22 protein-coding genes are annotated in these 23,116 nt (G+C 68.1%); 11 read left to right on the top strand and 11 right to left on the bottom strand.

The window, feature by feature from the left end:
• Window positions 1–62: 62 nt before the first annotated feature.
• Window positions 63–1,958 (bottom strand): propionate-CoA ligase PrpE, encoded by a 1,896-nt coding sequence (gene prpE / locus EV662_RS09210; protein WP_132461877.1) that lies wholly within the window; start codon window positions 1,956–1,958, stop codon window positions 63–65.
• A 177-nt stretch (window positions 1,959–2,135) separates the two neighbouring features.
• Between prpE and EV662_RS09205 the strand changes: the two genes are divergently transcribed.
• From EV662_RS09205 to EV662_RS09180, 6 genes are all read left to right on the top strand, one after another.
• Window positions 2,136–2,531: a cytidine deaminase gene (locus EV662_RS09205; protein WP_132461876.1), complete on the top strand. Its 396-nt coding sequence runs from the start codon at window positions 2,136–2,138 to the stop codon at window positions 2,529–2,531.
• Window positions 2,531–3,841, top strand: coding sequence for a thymidine phosphorylase (locus EV662_RS09200; protein ID WP_132461875.1), 1,311 nt, complete (start codon window positions 2,531–2,533; stop codon window positions 3,839–3,841). Before EV662_RS09205 ends, EV662_RS09200 begins: the two co-directional genes overlap by 1 nt.
• Entirely contained in the window at window positions 3,838–5,049 is a 1,212-nt protein-coding gene (locus tag EV662_RS09195; RefSeq protein WP_132461874.1) for a phosphopentomutase, read from the top strand. Before EV662_RS09200 ends, EV662_RS09195 begins: the two co-directional genes overlap by 4 nt.
• Window positions 5,046–6,038, top strand: a complete 993-nt coding sequence (locus tag EV662_RS09190) for an adenosine deaminase (RefSeq protein ID WP_132461873.1) — start codon at window positions 5,046–5,048, stop codon at window positions 6,036–6,038. Before EV662_RS09195 ends, EV662_RS09190 begins: the two co-directional genes overlap by 4 nt.
• Window positions 6,031–6,663, top strand: coding sequence for a uracil phosphoribosyltransferase (upp, locus tag EV662_RS09185; RefSeq protein ID WP_132461872.1), 633 nt, complete (start codon window positions 6,031–6,033; stop codon window positions 6,661–6,663). Before EV662_RS09190 ends, upp begins: the two co-directional genes overlap by 8 nt.
• Before the next feature lie 66 nt (window positions 6,664–6,729).
• Window positions 6,730–7,506 (top strand): SPOR domain-containing protein, encoded by a 777-nt coding sequence (locus EV662_RS09180; protein ID WP_132461871.1) that lies wholly within the window; start codon window positions 6,730–6,732, stop codon window positions 7,504–7,506.
• A 92-nt stretch (window positions 7,507–7,598) separates the two neighbouring features.
• Here the strand turns inward: EV662_RS09180 and EV662_RS09175 are convergent, their stop codons facing one another.
• Window positions 7,599–8,615, bottom strand: a complete 1,017-nt coding sequence (locus EV662_RS09175; RefSeq protein ID WP_132461870.1) for a hypothetical protein — start codon at window positions 8,613–8,615, stop codon at window positions 7,599–7,601.
• Window positions 8,616–8,688: 73 nt separating this feature from the next.
• Window positions 8,689–10,314 (bottom strand): AMP-binding protein, encoded by a 1,626-nt coding sequence (locus EV662_RS09170; protein WP_132461869.1) that lies wholly within the window; start codon window positions 10,312–10,314, stop codon window positions 8,689–8,691.
• Between the two features lie 120 nt (window positions 10,315–10,434).
• On the opposite strand from EV662_RS09170, the gene EV662_RS09165 reads away from it, so the two are divergent.
• Window positions 10,435–11,082 carry a sulfotransferase family 2 domain-containing protein gene (locus tag EV662_RS09165; protein ID WP_132461868.1) on the top strand — a complete coding sequence of 216 codons (648 nt, stop codon included), beginning with the start codon at window positions 10,435–10,437 and terminating at the stop codon, window positions 11,080–11,082.
• A 234-nt stretch (window positions 11,083–11,316) separates the two neighbouring features.
• Window positions 11,317–12,033 carry a Hint domain-containing protein gene (locus EV662_RS09160; RefSeq protein WP_132461867.1) on the top strand — a complete coding sequence of 239 codons (717 nt, stop codon included), beginning with the start codon at window positions 11,317–11,319 and terminating at the stop codon, window positions 12,031–12,033.
• Here EV662_RS09160 and EV662_RS09155 read toward each other — a convergent pair.
• The 8 genes from EV662_RS09155 to EV662_RS09120 form a co-directional block, all read right to left on the bottom strand.
• Complete coding sequence (locus EV662_RS09155; RefSeq protein ID WP_132461866.1) at window positions 12,021–14,210, bottom strand: 3-hydroxyacyl-CoA dehydrogenase NAD-binding domain-containing protein; 2,190 nt, start codon at window positions 14,208–14,210, stop codon at window positions 12,021–12,023. The genes EV662_RS09160 and EV662_RS09155 overlap by 13 nt on opposite strands.
• An 11-nt stretch (window positions 14,211–14,221) precedes the next feature.
• Window positions 14,222–15,436 carry an acetyl-CoA C-acetyltransferase gene (locus tag EV662_RS09150; protein ID WP_132461865.1) on the bottom strand — a complete coding sequence of 405 codons (1,215 nt, stop codon included), beginning with the start codon at window positions 15,434–15,436 and terminating at the stop codon, window positions 14,222–14,224.
• Between the two features lie 20 nt (window positions 15,437–15,456).
• Window positions 15,457–16,092 (bottom strand): glutathione S-transferase family protein, encoded by a 636-nt coding sequence (locus EV662_RS09145; RefSeq protein ID WP_132461864.1) that lies wholly within the window; start codon window positions 16,090–16,092, stop codon window positions 15,457–15,459.
• A gap of 292 nt (window positions 16,093–16,384) precedes the next feature.
• Complete coding sequence (locus EV662_RS09140) at window positions 16,385–16,597, bottom strand: hypothetical protein (protein ID WP_132461863.1); 213 nt, start codon at window positions 16,595–16,597, stop codon at window positions 16,385–16,387.
• 32 nt (window positions 16,598–16,629) lie between these two features.
• Window positions 16,630–18,408: an acyl-CoA dehydrogenase gene (locus tag EV662_RS09135; protein WP_132461862.1), complete on the bottom strand. Its 1,779-nt coding sequence runs from the start codon at window positions 18,406–18,408 to the stop codon at window positions 16,630–16,632.
• 57 nt (window positions 18,409–18,465) lie between these two features.
• Window positions 18,466–18,864: a MerR family transcriptional regulator gene (locus EV662_RS09130; protein WP_132461861.1), complete on the bottom strand. Its 399-nt coding sequence runs from the start codon at window positions 18,862–18,864 to the stop codon at window positions 18,466–18,468.
• A 131-nt stretch (window positions 18,865–18,995) separates the two neighbouring features.
• The gene (locus EV662_RS09125; RefSeq protein WP_132461860.1) at window positions 18,996–19,364 is read right to left on the bottom strand and encodes a MerR family transcriptional regulator; all 369 of its coding nucleotides are present in this window, start codon (window positions 19,362–19,364) and stop codon (window positions 18,996–18,998) included.
• Between the two features lie 56 nt (window positions 19,365–19,420).
• Complete coding sequence (locus tag EV662_RS09120) at window positions 19,421–20,572, bottom strand: putative manganese transporter (RefSeq protein ID WP_132461859.1); 1,152 nt, start codon at window positions 20,570–20,572, stop codon at window positions 19,421–19,423.
• Between the two features lie 105 nt (window positions 20,573–20,677).
• On the opposite strand from EV662_RS09120, the gene EV662_RS09115 reads away from it, so the two are divergent.
• From EV662_RS09115 to EV662_RS09105, 3 genes are read left to right on the top strand one after another with little or no spacing between them, the layout of a single operon-like run.
• Complete coding sequence (locus tag EV662_RS09115; protein ID WP_132461858.1) at window positions 20,678–21,115, top strand: PaaI family thioesterase; 438 nt, start codon at window positions 20,678–20,680, stop codon at window positions 21,113–21,115.
• On the top strand, window positions 21,112–21,621 hold the full coding sequence (locus EV662_RS09110; protein WP_132461857.1) for a PaaI family thioesterase: 510 nt from the start codon (window positions 21,112–21,114) through the stop codon (window positions 21,619–21,621). Before EV662_RS09115 ends, EV662_RS09110 begins: the two co-directional genes overlap by 4 nt.
• Window positions 21,614–22,966 carry an MATE family efflux transporter gene (locus EV662_RS09105; RefSeq protein ID WP_132461856.1) on the top strand — a complete coding sequence of 451 codons (1,353 nt, stop codon included), beginning with the start codon at window positions 21,614–21,616 and terminating at the stop codon, window positions 22,964–22,966. Before EV662_RS09110 ends, EV662_RS09105 begins: the two co-directional genes overlap by 8 nt.
• Window positions 22,967–23,116 lie beyond the last annotated feature (150 nt).

Genomic DNA, 23,116 nt, shown 5'->3' with positions numbered 1-23,116 from the left:
TACCCCTCGCGGGGCTTTGGACCAACCTGTATAAAAGTCAGGTTGGTCCAAACCGCCGCCCGTTACGCCGCCTGGGGATAGCCCAGCGCCTTGAGCGCGATGGTGATCTCGTCCAGAATCGCGGGATCGTCGATCGTCGCGGGCATCTTGAACTCTTCGCCATCGGCGATCTTGACCATGGTGGCGCGCAGGATCTTGCCCGAGCGGGTCTTGGGCAGACGGTCCACCACGCAGGCCAGCTTGAACGCCGCGACCGGGCCGATCTGGTCGCGCACCAGCTTGACGCATTCCTTGACGATCTCGCCATGGTCGCGGTCGACCCCGTCGGTCAGGCACAACAGGCCCAGCGGCAGTTGGCCCTTCAGCTCGTCCGCGACCCCGATCACCGCGCATTCGGCGACATCCGGGTGGCCGGCCAGGACCTCCTCCATGGCGCCGGTGGACAGGCGGTGGCCCGCGACGTTGATGACGTCATCGGTGCGCGCCATGATGTAGAGATAGCCGTCCTCGTCCTTGTAGCCCGCGTCGCCGGTTTCGTAATAGCCGGGGAAGTGGTCCAGATAGGATTTGCGGAACCGGTCGGGCGCGTTCCACAGCGTGGGCAGCGTGCCCGGCGGCAGCGGCAGCTTGATCGCGATGGCACCCAGCGTGTTCGGGCCGACCTCGTGGCCGCCTTCGTCCAGGATATGCACGTCGTAGCCCGGCATCGCCACAGACGGGCTGCCGATCTTGACGGGCAGTTTCTCGACGCCCAGCGGGTTGCCCGCGATGGCCCAGCCGGTCTCGGTCTGCCACCAGTGGTCGATCACCGGCACGCCCAGCATTCGCTGCGCCCACTTGATTGTATCGGGGTCGGCCCGTTCACCCGCAAGGAACAGCGCCTTGAGCCCGGTCAGGTCGTACTTGTTCACGAATTCGCCGTTCGGGTCCGCCCGCTTGATCGCGCGGAAGGCGGTCGGCGCGGTGAAGAAGCTTTTCACCTTGTGTTCCGAGATCACCCGCCAGAACACGCCCGCATCCGGCGTGCCGATCGGCTTGCCCTCGAACACCACGGTGGTGTTGCCGTGGATCAGCGGCGCATAGCAGATATAGCTGTGGCCCACGACCCAGCCCACGTCCGAGGCCGCCCAGAACACGTCGCCCGGATCGACGTTGTAGATGTTCTTCATCGTCCAGTTCAGCGCGACCAGGTGGCCGCCGGTGGGCCGCACCACGCCCTTGGGCTGGCCGGTCGTGCCCGAGGTATACAGGATGTAGGCTGGGTGGTTGCCCTCGACCGGCACGCATTCGGCCGGTTCCACGCCATACTGGAAGCCGTGCCAGTTGTAGTCGCGCCCTTCTTCGAGTTTCGCGACCTCTTGTTCGCGCTGGAAGATCACGCAGAAATCGGGCTGGTGGGACGATTGTTCCAGCGCGCCGTCGAGCAGGGGCTTGTAATGCACGATGCGGCCCGGTTCGATCCCGCAGCTTGCGGCGATGATGCATTTCGGCTTGGCGTCGTCGATCCGCACCGCCAGCTCGTGCGCCGCGAACCCGCCGAACACCACCGAGTGGATCGCGCCCAGCCGCGCGCAGGCCAGCATCGCCTCAAGCGCCTCGGGGATCATCGGCATGTAGATGATGACCCGGTCGCCCTTTTCCACGCCCTTGGCGCGCAGCGCGCCGGCCAGTTGGGCGACGCGGTTGCGCAGCATGACATAGGAAATCGACTTGCGGGTGCCGGTGACCGGGCTGTCATAGATGATCGCGGTCTGGTCGCCCCGGCCGTTTTCGACATGGCGGTCGACGGCGTTCCAGCAGGTGTTGACCATGCCATCCGAGAACCATTCGTATTCCGGGGCGTTTTCGTCGAACAGCGCCTTCGAGGGCTTCTTGTCCCAATCGATCGCCTCGGCGGCCTTCATCCAGAAGCTTTCGGGATCCGATTTCCAGCTCTCGTACAGCGCGGCGTAGCCCATGATGGTCGTCCCTTCTCTTGGTTTCGGCAATTCTGTTACGCAGGCGGGCCGCGCCGCGCAAGATAGAAACCCGGGCGACCTGTCGCTGTTAGCGCTAATAAGGTGGGGCCGAGCGTCGCGCCCGCTCTTGCATCCCCGGCGGGCGCGCCGCAGATTGACCACAAAACGGAGACCTCCATGACGCTTTTGTCCGCCGCCCGCGCGGTGCGCGAGAACGCCCATGCCCCCTATTCGCGCTTCAAGGTGGGCGCGGCGATCCGGGGGGCGGACGGGGCGATCCATGTCGGCTGCAACGTCGAGAACATCGCCTCGCCCGAGGGCACCTGCGCCGAAGCGGGCGCAATCGCCGCGATGGTGGCCGCGGGCTGCCGCGAGATCGTCGAGGTGGCGGTCATCGCCGATGGCCCGGCCCCGGTGACGCCCTGCGGCGGTTGCCGGCAGAAACTGGCCGAGTTCGCGCGCCCCGACGTGCCGGTGACCATGGCCACGCTGTCGGGCGAGGCGCTGACCATGACCGTGGCCGAATTGCTGCCCGGTGCATTCTCGGCCGCCCATATGGGGGACCGGCCGTGATGGACGCGCGCCGGATCATCGCGCAGGTCCGCGATGGCGAGCCGCTGACCGACGCGCAGTTGGACTGGTTCGTTGCGGGCCTCGCCTCGGGCGCGGTGAGCGATGCCCAGGCGGGCGCCTTCGCGATGGCGGTGCTGCTGAACGGGTTCACCACGCCCGAACGGGTCGGGCTGACGCGGGCGATGCGCGACAGCGGCAAGGTGCTGACCTGGGACCTGCCCGGCCCGGTGCTGGACAAGCATTCCACCGGCGGGATCGGCGATTGCGTCTCGCTGATCCTGGGGCCCGCGCTGGCCGCCTGCGGGGCCTATGTGCCGATGATCTCGGGCCGGGGGCTGGGCCATACCGGCGGCACGCTGGACAAGCTGGAGGCGATCCCCGGTTACCGCACCCAGGTCGGCATTTCCGAGTTGAAGGCGATCACCGCCCAGATCGGCTGTGCCATCGTCGGGGCCTCGGCCGATATCGCGCCCGCCGACCGGCGGCTTTACGCGGTGCGCGACGTGTCCGGCACGGTCGAAAGCATCGACCTGATCACCGCCTCGATCCTGTCCAAGAAGCTGGCCGCGGGGCTCGAGGCGCTGGTGCTCGACGTCAAGGTCGGCTCGGGCGCCTTCATGAAGGACATGGACGAGGCCGAGGACCTGGCCCGCGCATTGGTGCAGACGGCGCAGGGGGCGGGCTGCATGACGACCGCGCTGATCACCGACATGTCGCAACCGCTGGTCGGCGCCGCCGGAAACGCGCTGGAGGTGATCGAGGTGATGGAGACGCTGACCGGGACCGGGGTCACGCCCGCGCTGTGGGACATCACCTGCGCGCTGGGCGGCGAGGTTCTGGCGTTGGGCGGGCTGGCCGATGACGCCGCCGACGGGGCGGGGCGGATCGAGCAGGCGCTGGAATCGGGCGAGGCGGCGCTGAGATTCGGCGAGATGGTGTGCGAACTGGGCGGGCCCGCCGATTTCATCGAACGCTGGCCCGACCGCCTGCCCGCCGCCCCCGTGATCCAGGAGGTGGTCGACAACGAGGGCGGGATCGTGCAGGCGATCGACGGCGAGGCGCTGGGCCACGCGGTGGTGGGCCTGGGCGGCGGGCGGCGGCGCGAGGTCGACCGCATCAACCCCTCGGTCGGGCTGTCCGAGATCGCCGCGCTGGGCGAGGATATCGGCGCGGGTCAGCCCTTGGCGCTGGTCCATGCCGCCAGCGAAGAGGATGCCGAGGCCGCCGCGCAGGCGGTGCTGGCGGCTTTCCGGCTGGGCGACAGCGTCCCCGATATCCCGCCCCTGATCCGGCGGAGGATCCTGCGGTGACCCGCGCCTTCCTGGTGGTGATCGACTCGGTGGGGTGCGGCGGGGCGCCGGATGCGGACCGGTTCTTCAATGATGGCCGGCCCGATACCGGCGCGAACACGCTTGCACATATCGCACAGGCCTGTGCGGCAGGACAGGCCGAAACCGGGCGATCCGGCCCGTTGAAATTGCACAATCTCGACAATCTGGGGCTGGGGGCTGCGGTCGAACTGGCCAGCGGTGTACGCCCGCCCGGCCTGCGCGCCGCGCCGCAGGGCCTGTGGGGCGCGGCGACCGAGACCTCGCCGGGCAAGGACACGCCGTCCGGGCACTGGGAATTGGCGGGCGTGCCGGTACCGTGGGACTGGGCCTATTTCCCGCGCGCGGTGCCGGCCTTTCCCGAAACCCTGCTGGCCGAGGTGCGGCGGCTGGCCGGGGTCGAGGGCACGCTGGGCAATTGCCATGCCTCGGGCACCGAGATCGTGGCGCGCCTGGGCGCCGAGCACATGGCGACGGGCTGGCCGATCCTGTACACCTCGGCCGACAGCGTGTTCCAGATCGCCGCCCACGAACAGGCGTTCGGCCTCGACCGGTTGCTGCGGCTGTGCGAGGGCATCGCGCCCACGCTGCACGCGATGAAGGTGGGCCGGGTCATCGCGCGGCCCTTTACCGGCACGCCGGAAACCGGGTTTACCCGCACCAAGAACCGCCATGACTACGCCATCGCGCCGCCCGCGCCGACGCTGTGCGACTGGGTGCGGGGGGCCGGGCGCCGGGTGCAGGCCATCGGCAAGATCGGCGACATCTTTTCCATGCGCGGCATCGACGAGGTGCGCAAGGGCACCGATGCCGAGTTGATGGGCCATTGGCTGGACCTGATGGACGAGGCCCCCGACGGCAGCCTGACCTTCGCCAATTTCGTCGAGTTCGATAGCCTTTACGGCCACCGTCGCGACGTGGCGGGCTATGCGCGTGCGCTGGAATGGTTCGATGCGCAACTGCCCGCCGTGTTTGCCCGCATGCGCCCGGGCGACCTGGTGCTGATCACCGCCGATCACGGCAACGATCCGACATGGTCCGGCACCGACCACACCCGCGAACGGGTGCCGGTGCTGGGCGCGGGCCTCGGCCCCCGCGCGGTCGGCCTGTGCGCCTTTGCCGATATCGCCGCCAGCGTCGCGGCCCACCTGGGTGTGCCCGCCCACGGTCCCGGACGGAGTTTCCTGTGACCCTTTCCAACATTCCCAAGATCGAACTGCATCACCACCTGGAAGGGGCCGCGCCCCCGGCGCTGATCCGCGACATGGCCAAGGCGCGGCACTTGGACATTTCCGGCATTTTTGGCCCCGATGGCGGCTATGCCTACCGGGATTTCGTGCAGTTTCTCGACATCTACGAGGCCGCGACCTCTGTCCTGCAAAGCCCCGACGACTATGCGCGCCTGACCGCCGTGATCCTGGAGGAGGCGGCGGCCGAAGGCGTGGTCTACCTGGAAACCTTCCTCTCGCCGGATTTCTGCGGGGGGCGCGACCTGTTGGCCTGGCGCGAATACCTGCACGCCATCGAAGAGGCCGCCCACCACGCCCAGGCGGTGCATGGCATCACCTTGCGCGGCATTGTCACCTGTATCCGCCATTTCGGCCCCGACAAGGCCCGCGAGACGGCGCTGTGCGCGGCGGAAACCGCGGGGCGGTTCATCGTGGGCTTCGGCATCGCGGGCGACGAGGGCGCGGGCCACCCGCGCGATTTCGCCTGGGCCTTTGACATGGCGCGCGAGGCGGGGCTGGGCCTGACGGCGCATGCCGGCGAATGGGGCGGGCCGGGGGCGGTGCGCGATACGCTGGAGGCGCTGCGGGTCGACCGCATCGGCCACGGGGTCCGCGCGGTCGAGGACCCGGCGCTGGTCGATCACCTGGCCGAAACCGGCATTGTGCTGGAGGTCTGCCCGGGTTCGAACATCGCGCTGGGGGTCTATCCCGACTGGCCTTCGCACCCGATCGACCGGTTGCGCCGCGCGGGTGTCAAGGTGACCGTCTCGACCGACGATCCGCCGTTCTTTCACACCACGATGCGCCGCGAATACGACCGGCTGGCCGAAACCTTTGGCTGGGACGAGGGCGATTTCGCGCAGATCAACCGGGTGGCCCTTGACGCCGCCTTCTGCGACGCCGACACCCGCGCCGAGATCGTCAAGAAACTGGAGTCCGCCGATGTATGAGCACCTGACCGTCGTCAAACACCCGCTGGTGCAGCACAAGTTGACCCTGATGCGCGACAAGGACACGCCGACCGCCGTGTTCCGCCAACTGCTGCGCGAGATCAGCCAGTTGCTCGCCTACGAGATCACCCGCGAACTGGAGATGACGACGCGCCGGATCGAAACGCCCTTGTGCGAGATGGACGCGCCGGTGCTGGCCGGCAAGAAGCTGGCGCTGGTGTCGATCCTGCGGGCGGGCAACGGTCTGTTGGACGGGGTCCTGGAACTGGTGCCCTCGGCGCGGGTGGGCTATGTCGGGCTGTATCGTGACGAGGAAACCCTGCAGCCGGTGCAGTATTACTACAAGGTGCCGCAGGACCTGGAAGACCGGCTGGTGATCGTGCTGGACCCGATGCTGGCGACCGGCAATTCCTCGGCCGCGGCGGTGGACCTGCTGAAGCGGTCCGGAGCGAACAACATCCGTTTCATGTGCCTGCTGGCCGCGCCCGAAGGGGTCGAGCGGATGGGCGAGGCACACCCGGATGTGCCGATCGTCACAGCGGCAGTGGACGAATGCCTGAACGACCATGGATATATTGTGCCCGGGCTAGGGGATGCGGGGGACCGCATGTTCGGCACAAGATAACCGGATTCCGCCTTTACTCGTAGTGTGTGATCAGGCATGATTCGCCCACATCTTGTGGGGGATGACATGAAGGTTCGTGCTTGGCTCTGCGCCGGTCTGCTGATGGCAGGACTTGGTGCGGGTGTGGCCGCCGCCCAGGACGCGGTCACGGATGGCCCGGCCGAACTGCCCCCGCAAGGATTCAGCGGATCCCAATATGTCGATAGCCGCGGTTGCGTGTTCATGCGGGCGGGCGTCGATGGCCGGGTGGCATGGGTGCCGCGCCTGTCGCGCGACCGCAGCGCGCTGTGCGGCTATCAGCCGACGGTCGCCCCGGCGACAGGCGCCGTGCCGGTCAAGGCCGCCGCAGCGGTTGCCCCGTCGGCACGTCCGGTGCGGGCGGTCGCGACCCCCGCGCGCCGGGCGGCTGCGGCCAGGGGCGGGACGGGCGTGCATCGCGCGCTGCCCCCCCAAGACCCGCTGAAGCCCGTGGCCATTCGTATTCCGCGCGGCTATCGCGCGATCTGGACCGATGGCCGGCTGAATGAGCTGCGCGGGCCGCGCACGGCGCAAGGTGATGCGCAGATGGCGCAGGTCTGGACCGATACCGTGCCGCGCCGCCAGGTCGCCGCGCGCGCGCCGCGTTTCCTGCGGGTGGGCATTTTCCACGATGCGGGAGCGGCGCAACCGACCGTGCGCAGGCTCCGGGCGCTGGGCCTGCCGGCCAGCCGCGCCGAGGGGCGGCGGGGCGCGCGCCCGGTCGAGGTGATCTATGCCGGCCCCTTCGCCGATGCCGAGGACCTGGCGCGGGCCGAGACCCGGCTGCAGCGGGCGGGGTTTCGCGACCTTGTTCCACGCAAATAGAAATATCGAGGCAAGCAACCCGATCGAGCAGCAAGACTGAAACGCCCCGTCCCCGGATGGGGCGTCTTTCTTTCTGCGTGGCGCCGGGCCGGTCAGCCGCCGCAGATCGCCTGAAGCTGTACCCAGTCGCCATCGGACAGCAGCGGCGCAGGAGTCTTGCCGCGCAAGGGGTCGGCCTCGATCAGGCCCAGCACGGCCTCGCCCGAGACATCCAGCGCATAGGCATAGGGGGTCGAGGGCACACCCGCGGCGGCAAAACGGGTCAGCAATGCCGATTGCGGCAGGGGCGCGGGCGGCGCGGCCAGCACGGTGCGGGCATGGTCGGCCAGCGCGCGCTCGGGCAGGCTGCCGCTGGTCAAGAGGTGCAGCGTGGCCAGCAGCCCCGCCTCGTCCAGCAGCACCGCCAGCGGGTCGGTCTGCGCGGCGCGGGCGGCCTCGGCCAGGATGAAGCCCGCGACGGCGCTGGCATCCTCGTGATCCTCGACCAGGGCGCGGTTCAGCAGGATCAGGCGGCCCGGCAGATGCGCGGCACGTGGCATTCCCGAGGGCATCACCAGCACCCGTGTTCCGGTGCCGGGCAAAAGCCGTTCGCTCAGACGGTCAAGGGCGCGGGTGCCGCCGGGCCGCGTACAGGGCTGGCCTGCGACACGGGTCACGCGGGTCAGCAGGTCGCGCCCGATCTCGGCCCGCACCTGCGCGGGCACGACCGAGACCGTGTGCCGGACCAGCGCGCCCGGCAGCCAGAACACCCCCAGCGCGACGATCCCCGCGGCGATGGCGGCGAACAGGGCCAAGCGCAACCGGCCGGGTCGGGGGCGGCTGCGGGCCACCGCCAGGCGCACGGTTTCCAGCGCCTCGATCATCAAGGCGTCGTCCACCTCGAGCGTTTCGTCGCTGTCGGCACCGGGGGAATATAGGGCCGGCGTCTCGCCCGGGTTCAGCCGGTCCAGCGCGGCCAGCGACCAATGCGCCAACACGCGCTCGGCGGAGTCGGAGACGACCAGAGAGGCATCGCCGAAAGACAGGATCACGTTGCGCCGCTGCGCCTCGGCGTGTTCGCGCCAAAGCCCGGGGCTTTCCAGCCGTTGAAACCGCTTGAGCGCCGTCATGGGCGGCCGACCATGCCTGATTTTTGCCTTGCCTCTGCGTCAACGATAGCCGAGCGCGCCGCCGCCCACAATCTCACAGCTCCTTGGCCAGCTTGCGCAGCTCGAACTTCTGGATCTTGCCGGTGGAGGTCTTGGGCAGTTCCCGGAACATCACCGCCTTTGGCGTCTTGAAGCCCGCCAGCCGTTCGCGGGCAAAGGTGATCAGCGCCTCGGCATCGACGGAATGGCCATCCTTCAACTCGACGAAGGCGCAGGGCACTTCGCCCCATTTCTCGTCGGGTTTCGCCACCACGGCACAGAGCAGCACGTCGGGGTGGCGCATCAGAACGCCTTCCACCTCGACCGAACTGACATTCTCGCCGCCCGAGATGATGATGTCCTTGGCCCGGTCGGCGATCTGCAGGTAGGTGTCGGGGTGCTGGACGGCCAGGTCGCCGGAATGGAAATAGCCGCCCTGGAACGCCTCGCGCGTGGCGCGCGGGTTCTTGAGGTACCCTTTCATCACGCCGTTGCCGCGGAACACGATCTCCCCTTGGGTCTTGCCATCCAGCGGCACCGGGGTGTGCGTGTCATCCCAGACCTGCACCGGCTCCATGAAGGGCATGGCGACCCCCTGGCGGGCCTTTTGCGCGGCGCGGTCGTCGCCCTCCAGCGGGTCCCATTTCGCGTCCCAGGTGCATTCCGTGGCCGGGCCATAGGTTTCCGTCAGTCCGTAGACATGGGTGATGTTGAAGCCCATCGGTTCGATCCGGGCCAGCGTCACCGGGGCAGGGGGCGCGCCTGCGGTGAACACCTCGACCGTGTGGGAAAACGTGCGCCGGTCCTCGTCCTTGGCGTTGACGATCATGTTCAGAACGATCGGCGCGCCGCCGAAATGGGTCACGCCTTCGTCCGCGATGGCGTCGAAGATGTTTCTGGCGGTGATGTCGCGGCAGCACACGACCGTGCCGCCCACCAGCGGCATCATCCAGGTGTGACACCAGCCGTTGCAGTGGAACAGCGGCACGATGGTCAGGTATTTCGGGAAAAGCGTGATCCGCCACGAGATCACCTGGCCCATCGCGTTCAGATAGGCCCCGCGGTGGTGGTAGACGACACCCTTGGGCCGGCCGGTCGTGCCCGAGGTATAGTTCAGCGCGATGCTTTCCCACTCGTCCTCGGGCATGATCCAGTCGAAATTCGGATCTGCCTTGGCCAGGATGTCCTCGTATTCGGGGTAGTCGCCGAAATCATGCACGCCGGCGGCGTCGTCGGCGACCTCGATGATGGTGGGCGGCTCGCCCTCCATGTCCTCGATGGCGGACACCGCCAGCGGGATGAATTGCGGGTCGCACAGCAGCACCTTGGCGCCCCCGTGGTCCAGGATATAGCTGACCGTGTTGGCATCCAGCCGGATGTTGATCGTGTTCAGCACCGCGCCGCAGGCCGGCACGCCGAAATGCGCCTCGGCGTGGGCGGGGACGTTGGGCAGCAGCGTGGCGACCACGTCACCCGGTTTTACCCCCATCGCCGCCAGCGCCGAGGCCAGCCGCGTGACGCGCTCGTGATACTGGGCATAGGTGAAGCGGCGCGCGCCGTAGACCACGGCCTCGCGGTCGGGATAGACCTGTACGGCCCGATGCAGGAAGGACAGCGGCGTCAACGGAACGTAATTCGCCGCGCATTTTTCCAGACCCGTTTCGTCGGACAGCCAGCCCATCGACATCTCCTCCCGGTGCTTCGTCGGTCGGCGCGGAGTTTGGCCGCAGCGCGCGTCTTTGAAAAGGGCCGTCGCGCGCAAAGCCTTGCGCGGCGGCAGGTTGCGGGTAGCGTGTCGGCCATGATCGTTTCGCGCGCCCGCCGCTATATCTTCGTTCATATCCCCAAGACGGGCGGCACCGCGATGACGCTGGCGCTCGAGGCGCGGGCGGCAGCCTGCGACATCGTGATCGGCGACACGCCCAAGGCCCGCAAGAGGCGGCGGCGGATCGAGGGAGTTCGCACGGCGGGGCGGCTGTGGAAGCATTCGCGGCTTGCCGATATCGAGGGGCTGGTCGCGCGCGAGGAATTCGGCGGGCTGTTCTGCTTTACCCTGGTGCGCAACCCCTGGGACCGGGCGGCCAGCTATTACCATTGGCTGCGCGTGCAACGCTTTGACCATCCTGCGGTGAAGCTTGCGCGGCGGCTGGACTTCGGTGCATTCCTGACCGATCCCGCCATTGCCGCAAGCCTGCGCGCGTCTTGCTATGCCGATTACATGACGGATGGTGCCGGGGTGGAACATTGCGACGCCTGGGTGCGGATCGAGCACCTGGACGAGGATCTGGCCCCGGTCGAGGCGCATCTGGGCTTCGGCCTGCGGCCGCTGGCGCGGGTGAACCCGTCTGACCGGGCGGCCGATTACCGGCGCTATTACGATGACGAATCGGCCGCATGGCTGGGGCGGCTGGCCGCCGCGGATATCGCGCGCTTCGGCTATCGGTTCTGAAAACAAGGTTAATTGTTCGTCTCCGCCGCGCAGTCGCACCGGCGTTGGCGGGATTGCCCCCGCGCGGTGTCACGCTGCCCCAAAGCCATCCCAATCGGGCCGAATTGGCGTCCGCTTGCGCGCGTTAACATGCCGTTAGCGAATGTGCCGGACCGGCCCCGGCATTCAGGACAATCGACAACCGACCGCGGCAAGGACCGGACAAGACCCGCGGCGTGATCTGGGGATCGAAGGATGGAATTCAGGATCGCTTTCGAGGGATGCCAGGCGGTTTCGGGGGCGCGGGACATGCGCGACGCGTGTTCGGCGCGGAACATGGCCGGTGTCGCGGGCATCGCATCGGGGTTTGCCGCGGGCACCGAGGTCGCGACCACGTTGGGCTGGCGCCGGGTTGAAGCACTGGAGCCGGGCGACCGGGTGCTGACCTTCGACCACGGCTCGCAACCGGTGCGCGCGGTCCAGCGCGGTTTCCTGTGGCGGGGCGCGGCGCCTTGCCCGGAACCGCTTTGGCCGCTTCTGGTGCCCGAGGGGGTGCTGGGCAATTCCGCGCCGCTGACCCTGATGCCCGAGCAAAGCGTGCTGGTCGAATCCGACATGGCCGAGGATCTGTATGGCGATCCGTTCGTGCTGTTGCCTGCCCGCTACCTCGAGGGGGCGCTGGACATCCGGCGCGTCGCGCCGGCCCTCGGCATGACGGTCGAGGTCATCGTGCCGCTGTTCGACCAGCCCGAGATCGCCTTTGCCAACGGGTCGGCACTGGTGTTCTGCCCGGCCCGGGGCGAGGGTGAGACGCTGCCGCTGAACCGCTTGGGCGAACTGCAGATCGTGTCGGACATGGATTATGGGCATCCGCCCGCCCCGCGCGAGGCGCGGCGCCTGGCCGAGACCCTGACAGACCAGCGCCCGATGCGCCTGATCGAGTCCGCCGGGACGGCGCGTCAGGCCGCCTGAGCGGCCGGGCCGAACCGGCCGTAGAAGGTTTCGCCCCGCTCGGCCATCTCGCGCAGCAGCCCGGGCGCGGTGAACCGCTCGCCGTGCCGGGCGGCAAGGTCGTCGCACAGCGCGACGGCCTTCGCCGCCCCGATCATGTCCAGCCAGCTGAACGGCCCGCCCGACCACGGCGCGAACCCCCAGCCCAGGATCGCGCCCACGTCGCCCTCGCGGATGTCCATCAGCACGCCCTCTTCCAGCGCGCGCACGGCCTCCAGCACCTGCGCGCATAGCAGGCGGTGCTGCACCTCGGACAGGTCCGGCTGATCCTCGGCGGCCGGGTAGTGCGCAGCAAGCCCGTCCCACAGGCCGGTCCGCTTGCCCGCCTCGTCATAGGCGTAGAAACCCGCCTTGGCCTTGCGCCCCAGGCGCCCCTGGTCGGCCATCCAGAACAGCACCTCGTCCACCGCCCCGTCGGGATAGGCATCGCCCATCGCCGCCTTGGTGGCCTTGGCGATTTTCACTCCCAGGTCGATCGAGGTCTCGTCGACCAGTTGCAGCGGCCCCAGCGGCATCCCCACCAGTTTCGCGGCGTTTTCCACCAGCGCGGGCGTCACGCCCTCGGCGACCATGCGGATGCCTTCGTTGATATAGGGAATGATGCAGCGGTTGGCGTAGAAGAAGCGCGCGTCGTTGACCACGATGGGCGTCTTGCGGATTTGCCGCACGAAATCCAGCGCCTTGGCCACCGCCCGGTCGTCGGTTTCACGGCCCTTGATGATCTCGACCAGCATCATCTTCTCGACCGGGCTGAAGAAATGGATGCCGATATAGTCGGCGGGCCGGTCGGCGGCCTTGGCCAGATCGGTGATCGGCAGGGTCGAGGTGTTGGTGGCGATGATGCAATTCTCGCCGACCGCCGCTTGCAGCTTTTGCGTGACCTCGGCCTTTACTCCCGGGTCCTCGAACACCGCCTCGATCACCAGATCCGCGCCGGAAAGTGCGGCATAATCGGTGGTTGCGGTGATCCGGCCCAGCACCTCGTCCTTTTTCGCCTCGGTCGCCTTGCCGCGCTTGATGCCCTTGTCCATGTAGGATTCCGTATAGGCGCGGCCCTTGTCGGCGGCCTCCTGTTGCTGGTCGATCAGCACCACCTCGATCCCCGCCTGGGCGGCGACCAGCGCGATGCCCGCCCCCATCATCCCCGCGCCGAGGATGCCCAGCTTCGCCACCTTCTGGTCGGGCACATCGGCGGGGCGCACGGCGCCTTTTTCAAGCGCCTCCTTGTTGATGAAAAGCGACCGGATCATCGCCGACGACGACGGGTTCATCAGCACATGGGTGAACCACCGCGCCTCGATCCGGATGGCAGCGTCGAAGGGCACCAGCGCGCCCTCGTAGACCGCGGACAGCAGCGCCTTGGCCGCCGGATAAACCCCCTTGGTCTTGCCGTTGACCATGGCGCTGGCGCCCACGAAGGTCATGAAGCCCGCAGGGTGATAAGGGGCGCCGCCGGGCATCTTGTAGCCCTTCTCGTCCCACGGTTTCACGATCTTCGGCTCGGACAGCACCCATGCCTTGGCGGCGGCCACCGGGTCTTCGACCACCTCGTCGATGATCCCGGCGGCCTTGGCCTTTTTCGGATCCGACAGCTTGCCCTCCAGCAGGAAGGGCGCCGCCCCCATCGCGCCCAGTTTCCGGACCAGCCGCGTGGTCCCGCCGCCGCCGGGGAAGATGCCCACCATGATCTCGGGCAGGCCGATCCTTGCCCTGGGGTTGTCGGCGGCGAAAATCCGATGGCACGCCAAGGGCAGTTCCAGCCCGATCCCCAGCGCCGTGCCGGGCAGGGCGGCGGCGATCGGCTTGCCGCCCTTGTTCTTGTCGTCCATCCCCGCGCGTTCGATCTTGCGCAGGACGGCGTGCATCCCCATCACGCCCTCGAACAGACCCTTGGCCGGGTCGTCCCCCGCCTCGTCACGCATCCGGGCGATGACGTTCAGGTCCATGCCCCCGGCGAAATCCTTCTTTCCGCTGGTGATGACCACGCCCTTGACCGCGTCATCGGCAAGGGCAGTGTCGATATGCGCGTCGAGTTCCCGGAACCCGGCCAGGCTCATCACGTTCATGCTGCGGCCGGGCACGTCCCAGGTGATCGTGGCAACCCCGTCCGCGTCGACGTTGTAGTGGAATTCAGCCATGGTATCCTCCCTCACACGCGTTCGATGATCGTGGCAGCACCCATGCCCGAGGCGACACAGAGCGTCGCAAGCCCCACTTCCTTGTCGGTGCGCTCCATCTCGTCGAGCAGCGTGCCAAGGATGATCGCCCCCGTTGCCCCCAGCGGGTGCCCCAGCGCGATGGCGCCGCCGTTCACGTTCACCACCTCCGGGCCGACCTCGAAAGCCTGCATGAAGCGCAGCACCACGGCGGCGAAGGCCTCGTTCACCTCGAACAGGTCAATGTCGGAAATCTGCATGCCGGCCTCGCGAAGGATCTTCTCGGTCGCCGGCACGGGGCCGGTCAGCATGATCGTGGGGTCGGTCCCGATCTTGGCACTCGCCCGGATTTTCGCCCGCGGTTTCAGGCCGTTGGCCCGCCCGAACTCTGCGTTCCCGATCAGCACACCGGCCGCCCCGTCGACGATGCCCGAGGAATTGCCCGCATGGTGCACATGTTCGATTCGTTCAAGATGCGGATACTTCATCAGCGCCACCTGGTCGAAGCCCGGCATCACCTCGCCCATCTCCTTGAACGAAGGCTTGAGCGCGCCCAGCGTCTGCATGTCCGTCTCGGGCCGCATGTACTCGTCGCGGTCGAGGATGGTCAGGCCGTTCAAGTCCTTGACCGCGATCACCGAGCCGTCGAACCGCCCGGCCGCCCACGCGGCGGCGGCGCGACGCTGGCTTTCCACCGCCAGCGCGTCCACATCGTCGCGGGTAAAGCCGTATTCGGTGGCGATGATGTCGGCCGAAATTCCTTGCGGCACGAAATAGCTCTTCATCGCCAGGCTGGGATCGACGGCGATGGCGGCCCCGTCGCTGCCCATCGCGACGCGGCCCATCATCTCGACCCCGCCCGCGATATAGGCCCGGCCCGCCCCCGCGCGCACCTGGTTCGCGGCCAGGTTCACGGCCTCCAGCCCGCTTGCGCAGAACCGATTGATCGACAGCCCCGGGATGCGCTCGTCAAGGCCGGAGGCCAGCACCGCGCTGCGCGCGAGGCACCCGCCCTGTTCGCCCACCTGGGTCGCGTTGCCCCAGATCACGTCCTCGATCCCTGCGCCGCCGTCCAGGCCGTTGCGCGCCGACAGGGCATCCAGAACCACCGCCGACAGGCGCAGCGCGGTCACCTCGTGCAGGCTGCCATCCTTGCGGCCACGCCCGCGCGGCGTGCGGATCGCGTCATAGATATAGGCATCGGTCATGGGGGGCCTCGTTGTCAGGATCAGGCCCGGTCGGCGGGCGAGCCGGGCATCAGGTCATAGGGGGGCTTCCAGCCGGGCAGGGCGGCGATCCGGTCCAGCCAGGCGTCGATGGCGGGCCACGCGGGCCGGTCGAACCCGAAGGGCTCGGGGTAGAACAGGTAGCCGCAACAGGCGAGATCGGCACAGGTCGGCCGGTCACCCACAAGCCAGTCGCGGTCCCCGAGCGCCGCCTCCAGGGTCTTCAGCGCCGCATGGACCCGGCCCGACAACCAGCCGATCGCCTCGGTCGGGCGCTTCTCTTCCGGCAGGAAATTCATCAGGAACCGAAGCGCGCCGGCCTGGCCCGACATCTTGTGGTTGTCCCAGAACATCCAGCGTAACACCTCGCGCCGCTCGGCCGCGCTTTGCCCACCGAACTTGCCGGTCTTCGAACTGACATAATCCTGGATCACCCCCGACTGGCTGAGCGTCACCTCGCCATCGACCATCACGGGCACCTCACCCATCGGGTTCAGCGCGAGTAAGTCCGGGCGGCGGGTGGCACCGTTGAAGAAATCCACCCAGACCGGCTCCCATTCGAGTCCGGCGAGTTCCAGCGTCAGCGCCGCCTTGTAGGCATTGCCGCTTTCGCCGAAGCAGTAGAGTTGGATCGTCAAGCGCTTCCCTCCCGCGGTGCGCCCGGCGCCGTGCGGCGGGCCATGAGTATTTGAACCAAGAAAAAGACCATTGATCGCGCCCGATAACCGGCCGTTAAGGTTAATACGCCAGTCTGCGAGTCGCGGTACAGGCTGGAGAGCCGATGACCGCCCAAGGAAAAGACCTCCTGCCCGGCGCCTCCACCCCGGTATCGACCGGGGGCGCCGTCCGGGCAGGAGGCATTCCAGCCCTCTTTTTCTTGGCAGAAATACTCAACGGCCCAACGTTGGGGCCCGCTGCCCGAGCGCGAGGTCATCGCGTCCGCTCCTCCAGTTCGGCATTGAACAGGCGCAGCCGGTGCGACAGCACCTCGGCGTCGGTGACGCTGTCGAAATGCTCGAACAGGAAGGACAGCGCCTCGCCCTCGTCCAGCCCCGCCTCGCGCGCGAAGCGGCGCAGGCGGCGATAGGCGTCCTCGCTCATCGCGACCGGAAAGCGGCGGGTCAGGCGCAGGCGTTTCGGCATGGTCTTCTCCTCGGCCGGTCCTGGACACAAGCCTAGAAATCCTCGGGCGCCAGCGCCATGACCGTCTCGGCCCCGCTGGTGATCCGGGCCAGGTGCAGGGCCGTCGCGGGCAGCTGGCGCAGCATGTAGTAGCGCCCGGTCACCAGCTTGGCCTCGTGAAACGCCGGGTTGCCCCGGCCATCGGCCAGCGCCGCGCGCGACGCCCGGGCCATGCGTGCCCACATGTAGCCGAGGCAGACATGGCCGAAGAGATGCATGAAATCGTAGGACCCGGCCAGCGCGTTTGCCGGCGATGTCATCCCCTGTTCCATGAAATACATCGCCGCGGCTTGCAGGTCCTTGGAGGCGGCCTCGAGCGGGTCGAGGAACTCGGCCTTCAGGGCCGCGTCGCCTTCGTTTTCCTTGATGAACCCCTTGATGATGTCGAAGAAGGCCATGATCGCACGGCCCCCGTCCTGAGGCAGCTTGCGGCCCACGAGGTCCAGCGACTGGATGCCGTTGGTGCCCTCGTAGATCATGGTGATCCTTGCGTCCCTGACGAATTGCTCGATCCCGGCGGCGCGGGTAAAGCCGGTGCCGCCCAGGGTCTGCTGCGCCAGTACCGTGGTCTCGAAGCCCTTGTCGGTCAGGAACCCCTTGATGACCGGGGTCAGAAGCGAGATCAGAGCCTCGGCCCGGGCGTCGCCCCCCCGGTGCGCGCGGTCTATCAGTTGCGCCCCCCAGAAGGTGAAGGCGCGGGCCCCTTCGACAAAGCTTTTCTGGTGCATCAGGTTCCGGCGCACATCCGGGTGCACCATGATCGAATCCGCCGGGCCGCCGGGGTTGGCCGGCGCGCCCAGCGCCCGGCCCTGAAGCCGCTCTTGCGCCCAGGCCAGCGCGTTCTGGTAGGCCACGACCCCTTGGGCATAGCCCTGCAGGCCGACGCCGAGGCGGGCCTCGTTCATCATGGTGAACATCGCGCGCATGCCCTTGTGGGCCTCGCCCACCAGGAACCCGGTCGCGCCGTCATAGCTCATCACGCAGGTGGCGTTGGAATGCAGCCCCATCTTGTGTTCCAGCCCGGCGCAGGCGACGCCGTTGCGCTGGCCCGGCTTGCCGTCCGCATCGGGCAGGAATTTCGGCACGATGAACAGCGAGATACCCTTGGTGCCCTCGGGCCCGCCGGGGATCCTGGCCAGCACGAGGTGGACGATATTCTCGGTCAGGTCGTGTTCGCCGGCCGAGATCCAGATCTTGGTGCCGGTGATCCTGTAGGTGCCGTCGTCCTGCGGTTCGGCGCGGGTTCGGATCAGGCCCAGGTCGGTGCCGCATTGCGGCTCGGTCAGGTTCATCGTGCCCGACCATGTGCCGTCGATCATCCGCGGCAGGTACAGCGCCTTCTGTTCCTCGGACCCGTGGACCTGGATCGCCGAGATCGCGCCATGGGTCAGGCCCCAATACATGTTGAACGCCATGTTGGCCGAGACGAACATCTCGCCCACCGCGGTGTGCAGCAGGTAGGGCATGCCCTGGCCGCCATAGTCGGGGTCGGCGTCCAGCCCGATCCAGCCGCCCTGGCGCACTTGCTCGTAGGCTTCCGGATAACCCTTGGGCGTGCGCACCACGCCGTTGTCGAAGCTGCAGCCCTCGGCGTCGCCCGTGGCGTTCAGCGGCGCCAGAAGTTCGGCGGAAATCTTGCCTGCCTCGTCCAGCACGGCGGCCGTGAAATCGGGTTCCAGCTCGTCATAGCCGGGGATGTCGGCGGAACTGGACCCCAGGACGTCCTGCAGGACGAACTGGATGTCCTCGGTCGGCGGGGTATAGGTCGGCATCGATCTCTCCCTTGACCTGCGCGCCGCCCTTCTGCGGGGCGGCTGGCATGGTCCGTCTCAGCCGGTGCGAGCGGTTCTGGCGAATTCGGCCAGTTTTTCCTCGCACCAGGACAGTTGCTGTTTCAGTTCGCGGATCGCCTCGTCCAGCTCGGCGCGCTGGCGTTCCATGTCGGCCAGCCGCTCGCACCCGATCGCATGGGCCTCGCGGTGCTGCGCCTCCTGGCCGCCGTCGACATCGTAAAGCGCCAGCAATTGCCGGATCTGTTCGAGGCTGAAGCCGAACCGCTTGCCGCGCAGGATCAGGGTCAGGCGACCGCGATCGCGGCGGGTGTACAGCCGTTTCTGACCCTCGCGGACAGGGTTCAGCAATTCCTTGGATTCGTAGAAACGCAAGGTGCGCGGGGTCACGTTGAACGCGTCGCACATCTCGCGAATCGTCATAGTGTCTTCGGTCATTTCGATCTGTTGAATGGTGTGTTCCCTGACCCCGGAATTGCAGATTGCCGGACCAGGATACAAGCCAGGATGACGCTTACGTAAACGTAACGCTGCGTCACGGCCAGCGCGGGCCTGACGACGCCCCGCGCTCAGTCGAGGGTGGCGGCGACCTCGTCGCGCAGGGCCTTCAGCTCGGCGATGCTGCGCTCGATCTCGTCACGCTCGGCGCTCAGCGCCTTGAGCTGGCGGTCGGACATCTCGATCATCTTTTCCAGCTGCGCGCGGCTGCCCTTTTCGTCGTAGATCAGCAGCCACTGGCGGATTTCCTCCAGGCTGAACCCGAACCGCCGGCCGCGCAGGATCAACGTCATTCGTGCCACTTCGCGCGGCGTGTAATAGCGCGTGCGCCCCTCCTTCTCGGGGCTCAGCAGCTCGATATACTCGTAATAGCGCAGGGTGCGCGGCGTCACGTCGAAACGGGCGCACATCTGCTTGAAACTCAAACGGTCGTCGGGCATCGGCACTTTCCGCTTTGCCTCTGCGATTGCGCAGGCAATCCGGTTGCCGCCTCAATTTAGTTCATGAAACCGGGGGCGAAAAGATGAAAGCCGTAGGCGACGATCAACGCAGGCACCGTGGAATAGGCCGTGGCCAGAAGCGCGGCGCGCGGGTTGATCGCGATCGCCGGGAACAGAGCATCGCCATCGTTCGAGATCGCGTTGCCGATCAGCGCCGAAAACGGCAGCGCCCCGTTGATGTAGAGCGTGGCCACCAGAACCTGTGGCCCGCAGCCGGGCACCAGGCCGACGGCAACGGCGATCAGCGGCAAGAGGGGCGCGACGGTCTGAAACCAGGCGGCGATGTCGATGCCGGCGAAGGTTGCGGCGTAGTCATAGGCCAGGTAGGCGCCGATCACCCAGACCGAGATAAAGCTGGTTTCCTCGGCCATGCGGGTCAGCGGCCCGTCCTTGGCGTTGGTCATCGCGTTGACCGGCGAGGTCGCCCAGATGAACAGCCCCAGTGCCGTGCCGCTCAGGGCGATGGCCGCCACCGGCAGGCCCAGAACGTGCCCGATCTCGATCTGGGCCAATTGCGCCACGCCAACGGCCAGACCGGGCAGCATGGGCAACAGATAGGCGATGTCACGGGGCCGCAGCCGCCCGATCCGGGGCGCAAGGTCGCACGAGGCCCCCGCAAGCCGGGGCAGGTCGCTGCGGTCGAACCGGTCGACCAGCCAGCCCGACAACACGCCCACCGCAAGCGAGAACGGCAGTACCACGGCGGCCGCGTCGGGCCGGGTCGCGATCAGCAGGAAGGCCGCGTCGCCCATCGTCGCGGTCAGCGCGGCCACGACCGCCCCCAGCCCCACATTGCCCGAGGTATAGGCCGCCACCACGATCACCGCCCCGCCACAGCCGGGCGTCGCCCCCAGAAGCGCCGCCAGCGGCACCTGCCAGCCGCGCGCGTTCTTCAGCGCCGTGCCCATGTCGAAGCGGAACACCCGTTCCGAGCCGTAGAACAGCAACAGCGTCGCGGCCACGAACACGCTGACCTGCACGTAGGCATCGGTCATCAATTCGCGCGTCAACTGGCCGAGTTCACCCGGGGCAAGGGCCAGCCCCAGCAGCGTCAGCGCCACAAGCAGCCGCCGCCCGCGGATCGGACCCAGGAAATCGCTGCCCACGCGCGCCAGGTCGGGCCGTCTGTCGAGGATGTTCGTTTCCATGTTCGCCAGCCACCATGCGAATGCGAATGGTTCTCAGTTGCACAAGTTAGCGCTTGCGGCATGCTTGGCAAGGGCCAATAAACTCGGGCGGAAAAGGAATGCTCCATGGATGATGACAAGGCGCGGATCGCGCGGCAATTCATCGAGATGATCCCGCACTCGCGCGCGCTGAACATGCGTGTGGACGAGATCGGGGCGGGCCTGGCGGTGATTTCCATGCCCTATGACGAACGCCTGGTGGGCGACCCGCAAAGCGGGGTGATCCATGGCGGCGCGGTCTCGGCGCTCTTGGATACCTGTGGCGGGGCGGCGGTGATGAGCCACCCGGACGCGCCGGCGGGCACCGCCACCATCGACCTGCGCATCGACTACATGCGCGCGGCCAGCCCCGGCCAGCGGATCACCGCGCGGGCCCAGTGCTATCACGTCACCCGCTCGGTGGCCTTCGTGCGGGCGACCGCCACCGACGAGGATCGCGAAAACCCGGTGGCGACGGCGGCGGGGGCCTTTACCGTGGAACGCGGCGCCGGTGGCAAGCAATGACGCGCAAGGCCCCCGAACCCGTGCAGGTCATCAAGCAGCGGCGCGATGCGGCGCTGTCGGCGCTGGTGCACGGCGTGCCCTACATCAATTTCCTGGGCATCGAGTTCGAGCGGCGCGGCGACGAGTTGACCGCGATCCTGCCCTTCGACGACAAGCTGATCGGCAACCCGATGCTGCCCGCGCTGCATGGCGGCGCGACCGCGGCCTTTCTGGAGGTGACGGCGATCATCGGGCTGTCCTGGTCGCTGGTCTGGGAGGACATGGAATCGGGTGCGCTGGATCCGCTGGCACTGACGCCGGAAACGTTGCCCCGGTTGCCCAAGACCATCGATTTCACCGTGGATTACCTGCGCTCGGGCCTGCCGCGCGACGCCTATGCGCGGGCGCGGGTGAACCGCTCGGGGCGGCGCTATGCCAGCGTCCATGTCGAGGCCTGGCAGGATAACCGCGCGCGGCTGTTCGCCCAGGCGACGGGCCATTTCCTGATGCCGACCCGGAATGGCTGACACGGCCGCCGCGGTGCCCGATGCGCCGACGCTGACCCACCGGCGTGTTCTGGCGATCGCGCTGCCCATCGTGCTGTCGAACGCCACCGTGCCGATCCTTGGGGCGGTCGATACCGGTGTCGTGGGCCAGATGGGCGCGGCGGTGCCCATCGGGGCCGTGGGGATCGGCGCGATCATCCTGTCGGCGATCTACTGGGTGTTCGGTTTCCTGCGCATGGGCACCACGGGGCTGACCGCGCAGGCCTGGGGCGCGCGCGACACCGCCGAGGTCGACGCGATGCTGTCGCGCGCGCTGATGGTGGGCGGTGCGGCGGGGGCGGCGATGATCGCGCTGCAGGGGCCGCTTTTCGCCGGCGCCTTCCTGGTCTCGCCCGCCTCGGCAGAGGTCGAGGCGTTGGCGCGCGACTACCTGGCGATCCGCATCTGGTCGGCACCCGCGGCGATCGGGCTGTTCGGCATCACCGGCTGGCTGATCGCGCAGGGGCGCACGAGGGCGGTTCTGGCGATCCAGCTGTGGATGAATTCCGTCAACATCGCGCTGGATTTCTGGTTCGTTCTCGGCCTGGGCTGGGGCGTTCAGGGGGTGGCCGCCGCCACCTTGCTGGCCGAGTGGTCGGGGGCGGCGATGGGGCTGTGGCTGTGCCGCGCGGCGTTCCGGGGCACGGCCTGGCGCGACCGGGCGCGGGTCTTCGCCCCCGCGCGGCTGCGGCGCATGGCCAGCGTGAATACGGACATCCTGCTGCGTTCACTGATGCTGCAGGGGATTTTCGTGTCGTTCCTGTTCCTCGCCGCCGATTTCGGCGACGTGCCGCTGGCGGCCAACCAGGTGTTGCTGCAGTTCCTGCAGATCACCGCCTATGCGCTGGATGGGTTCGCCTTTGCCGCCGAGGCGCTGGTGGGCCAGGCGATGGGCGCGCGGGCGCGCGCAGCGCTGCGCCGGGCCGCGCTGATGACGAGTGCCTGGGGCGCGGTCACGGTGGTGGGGCTGGCCGCGGGGTTCGCGGTGTTCGGAGGCGCGATCATCGACCTGATGACCACCGCGCCCGAGGTGCGGTCGGCGGCCCGCGATTACCTGCCCTGGATGGTGGCCGCGCCGGTCTTCGGGCTGGCCTCCTACATGCTGGACGGTATCTTCATCGGCGCGACGCGCACCCGCGACATGCGCAACATGATGGCGATTTCGCTGGCGGTCTATGTGGCGGCGGCTGCGGTTCTGCTTCCCGTGTTCGGCAATCACGGGCTGTGGGCAGCCTTGCTGGTGTCCTTCGTGGCGCGCGCGGCGACGCTGGGCGCGCGCTACCCGGCGCTGGAGGCGGCGGCCGATCGCGGGGCTTTGCAGGATTGATCGGCCAAGGGTGTCGCGTTGCGTCGCAACGCGACCGGCCGGGGGGGGGGGGGGGGGGGGGGGGGGGGCGGGGGGGGGGGGGGGGGGGGGGGGCGGGGCGGGGGGGGGGGGGGGGGCGCGGGGGGGGGGGGGGGTCGGTGGGGGGGGGTG

Origin of the sequence: Rhodovulum marinum (assembly GCF_004343075.1) — a bacterium.
Lineage (GTDB): Bacteria > Pseudomonadota > Alphaproteobacteria > Rhodobacterales > Rhodobacteraceae > Rhodovulum > Rhodovulum marinum.
Note: the sequence above shows the minus strand (reverse complement) of the source record. Positions and strands in the feature narration are given on the sequence as shown.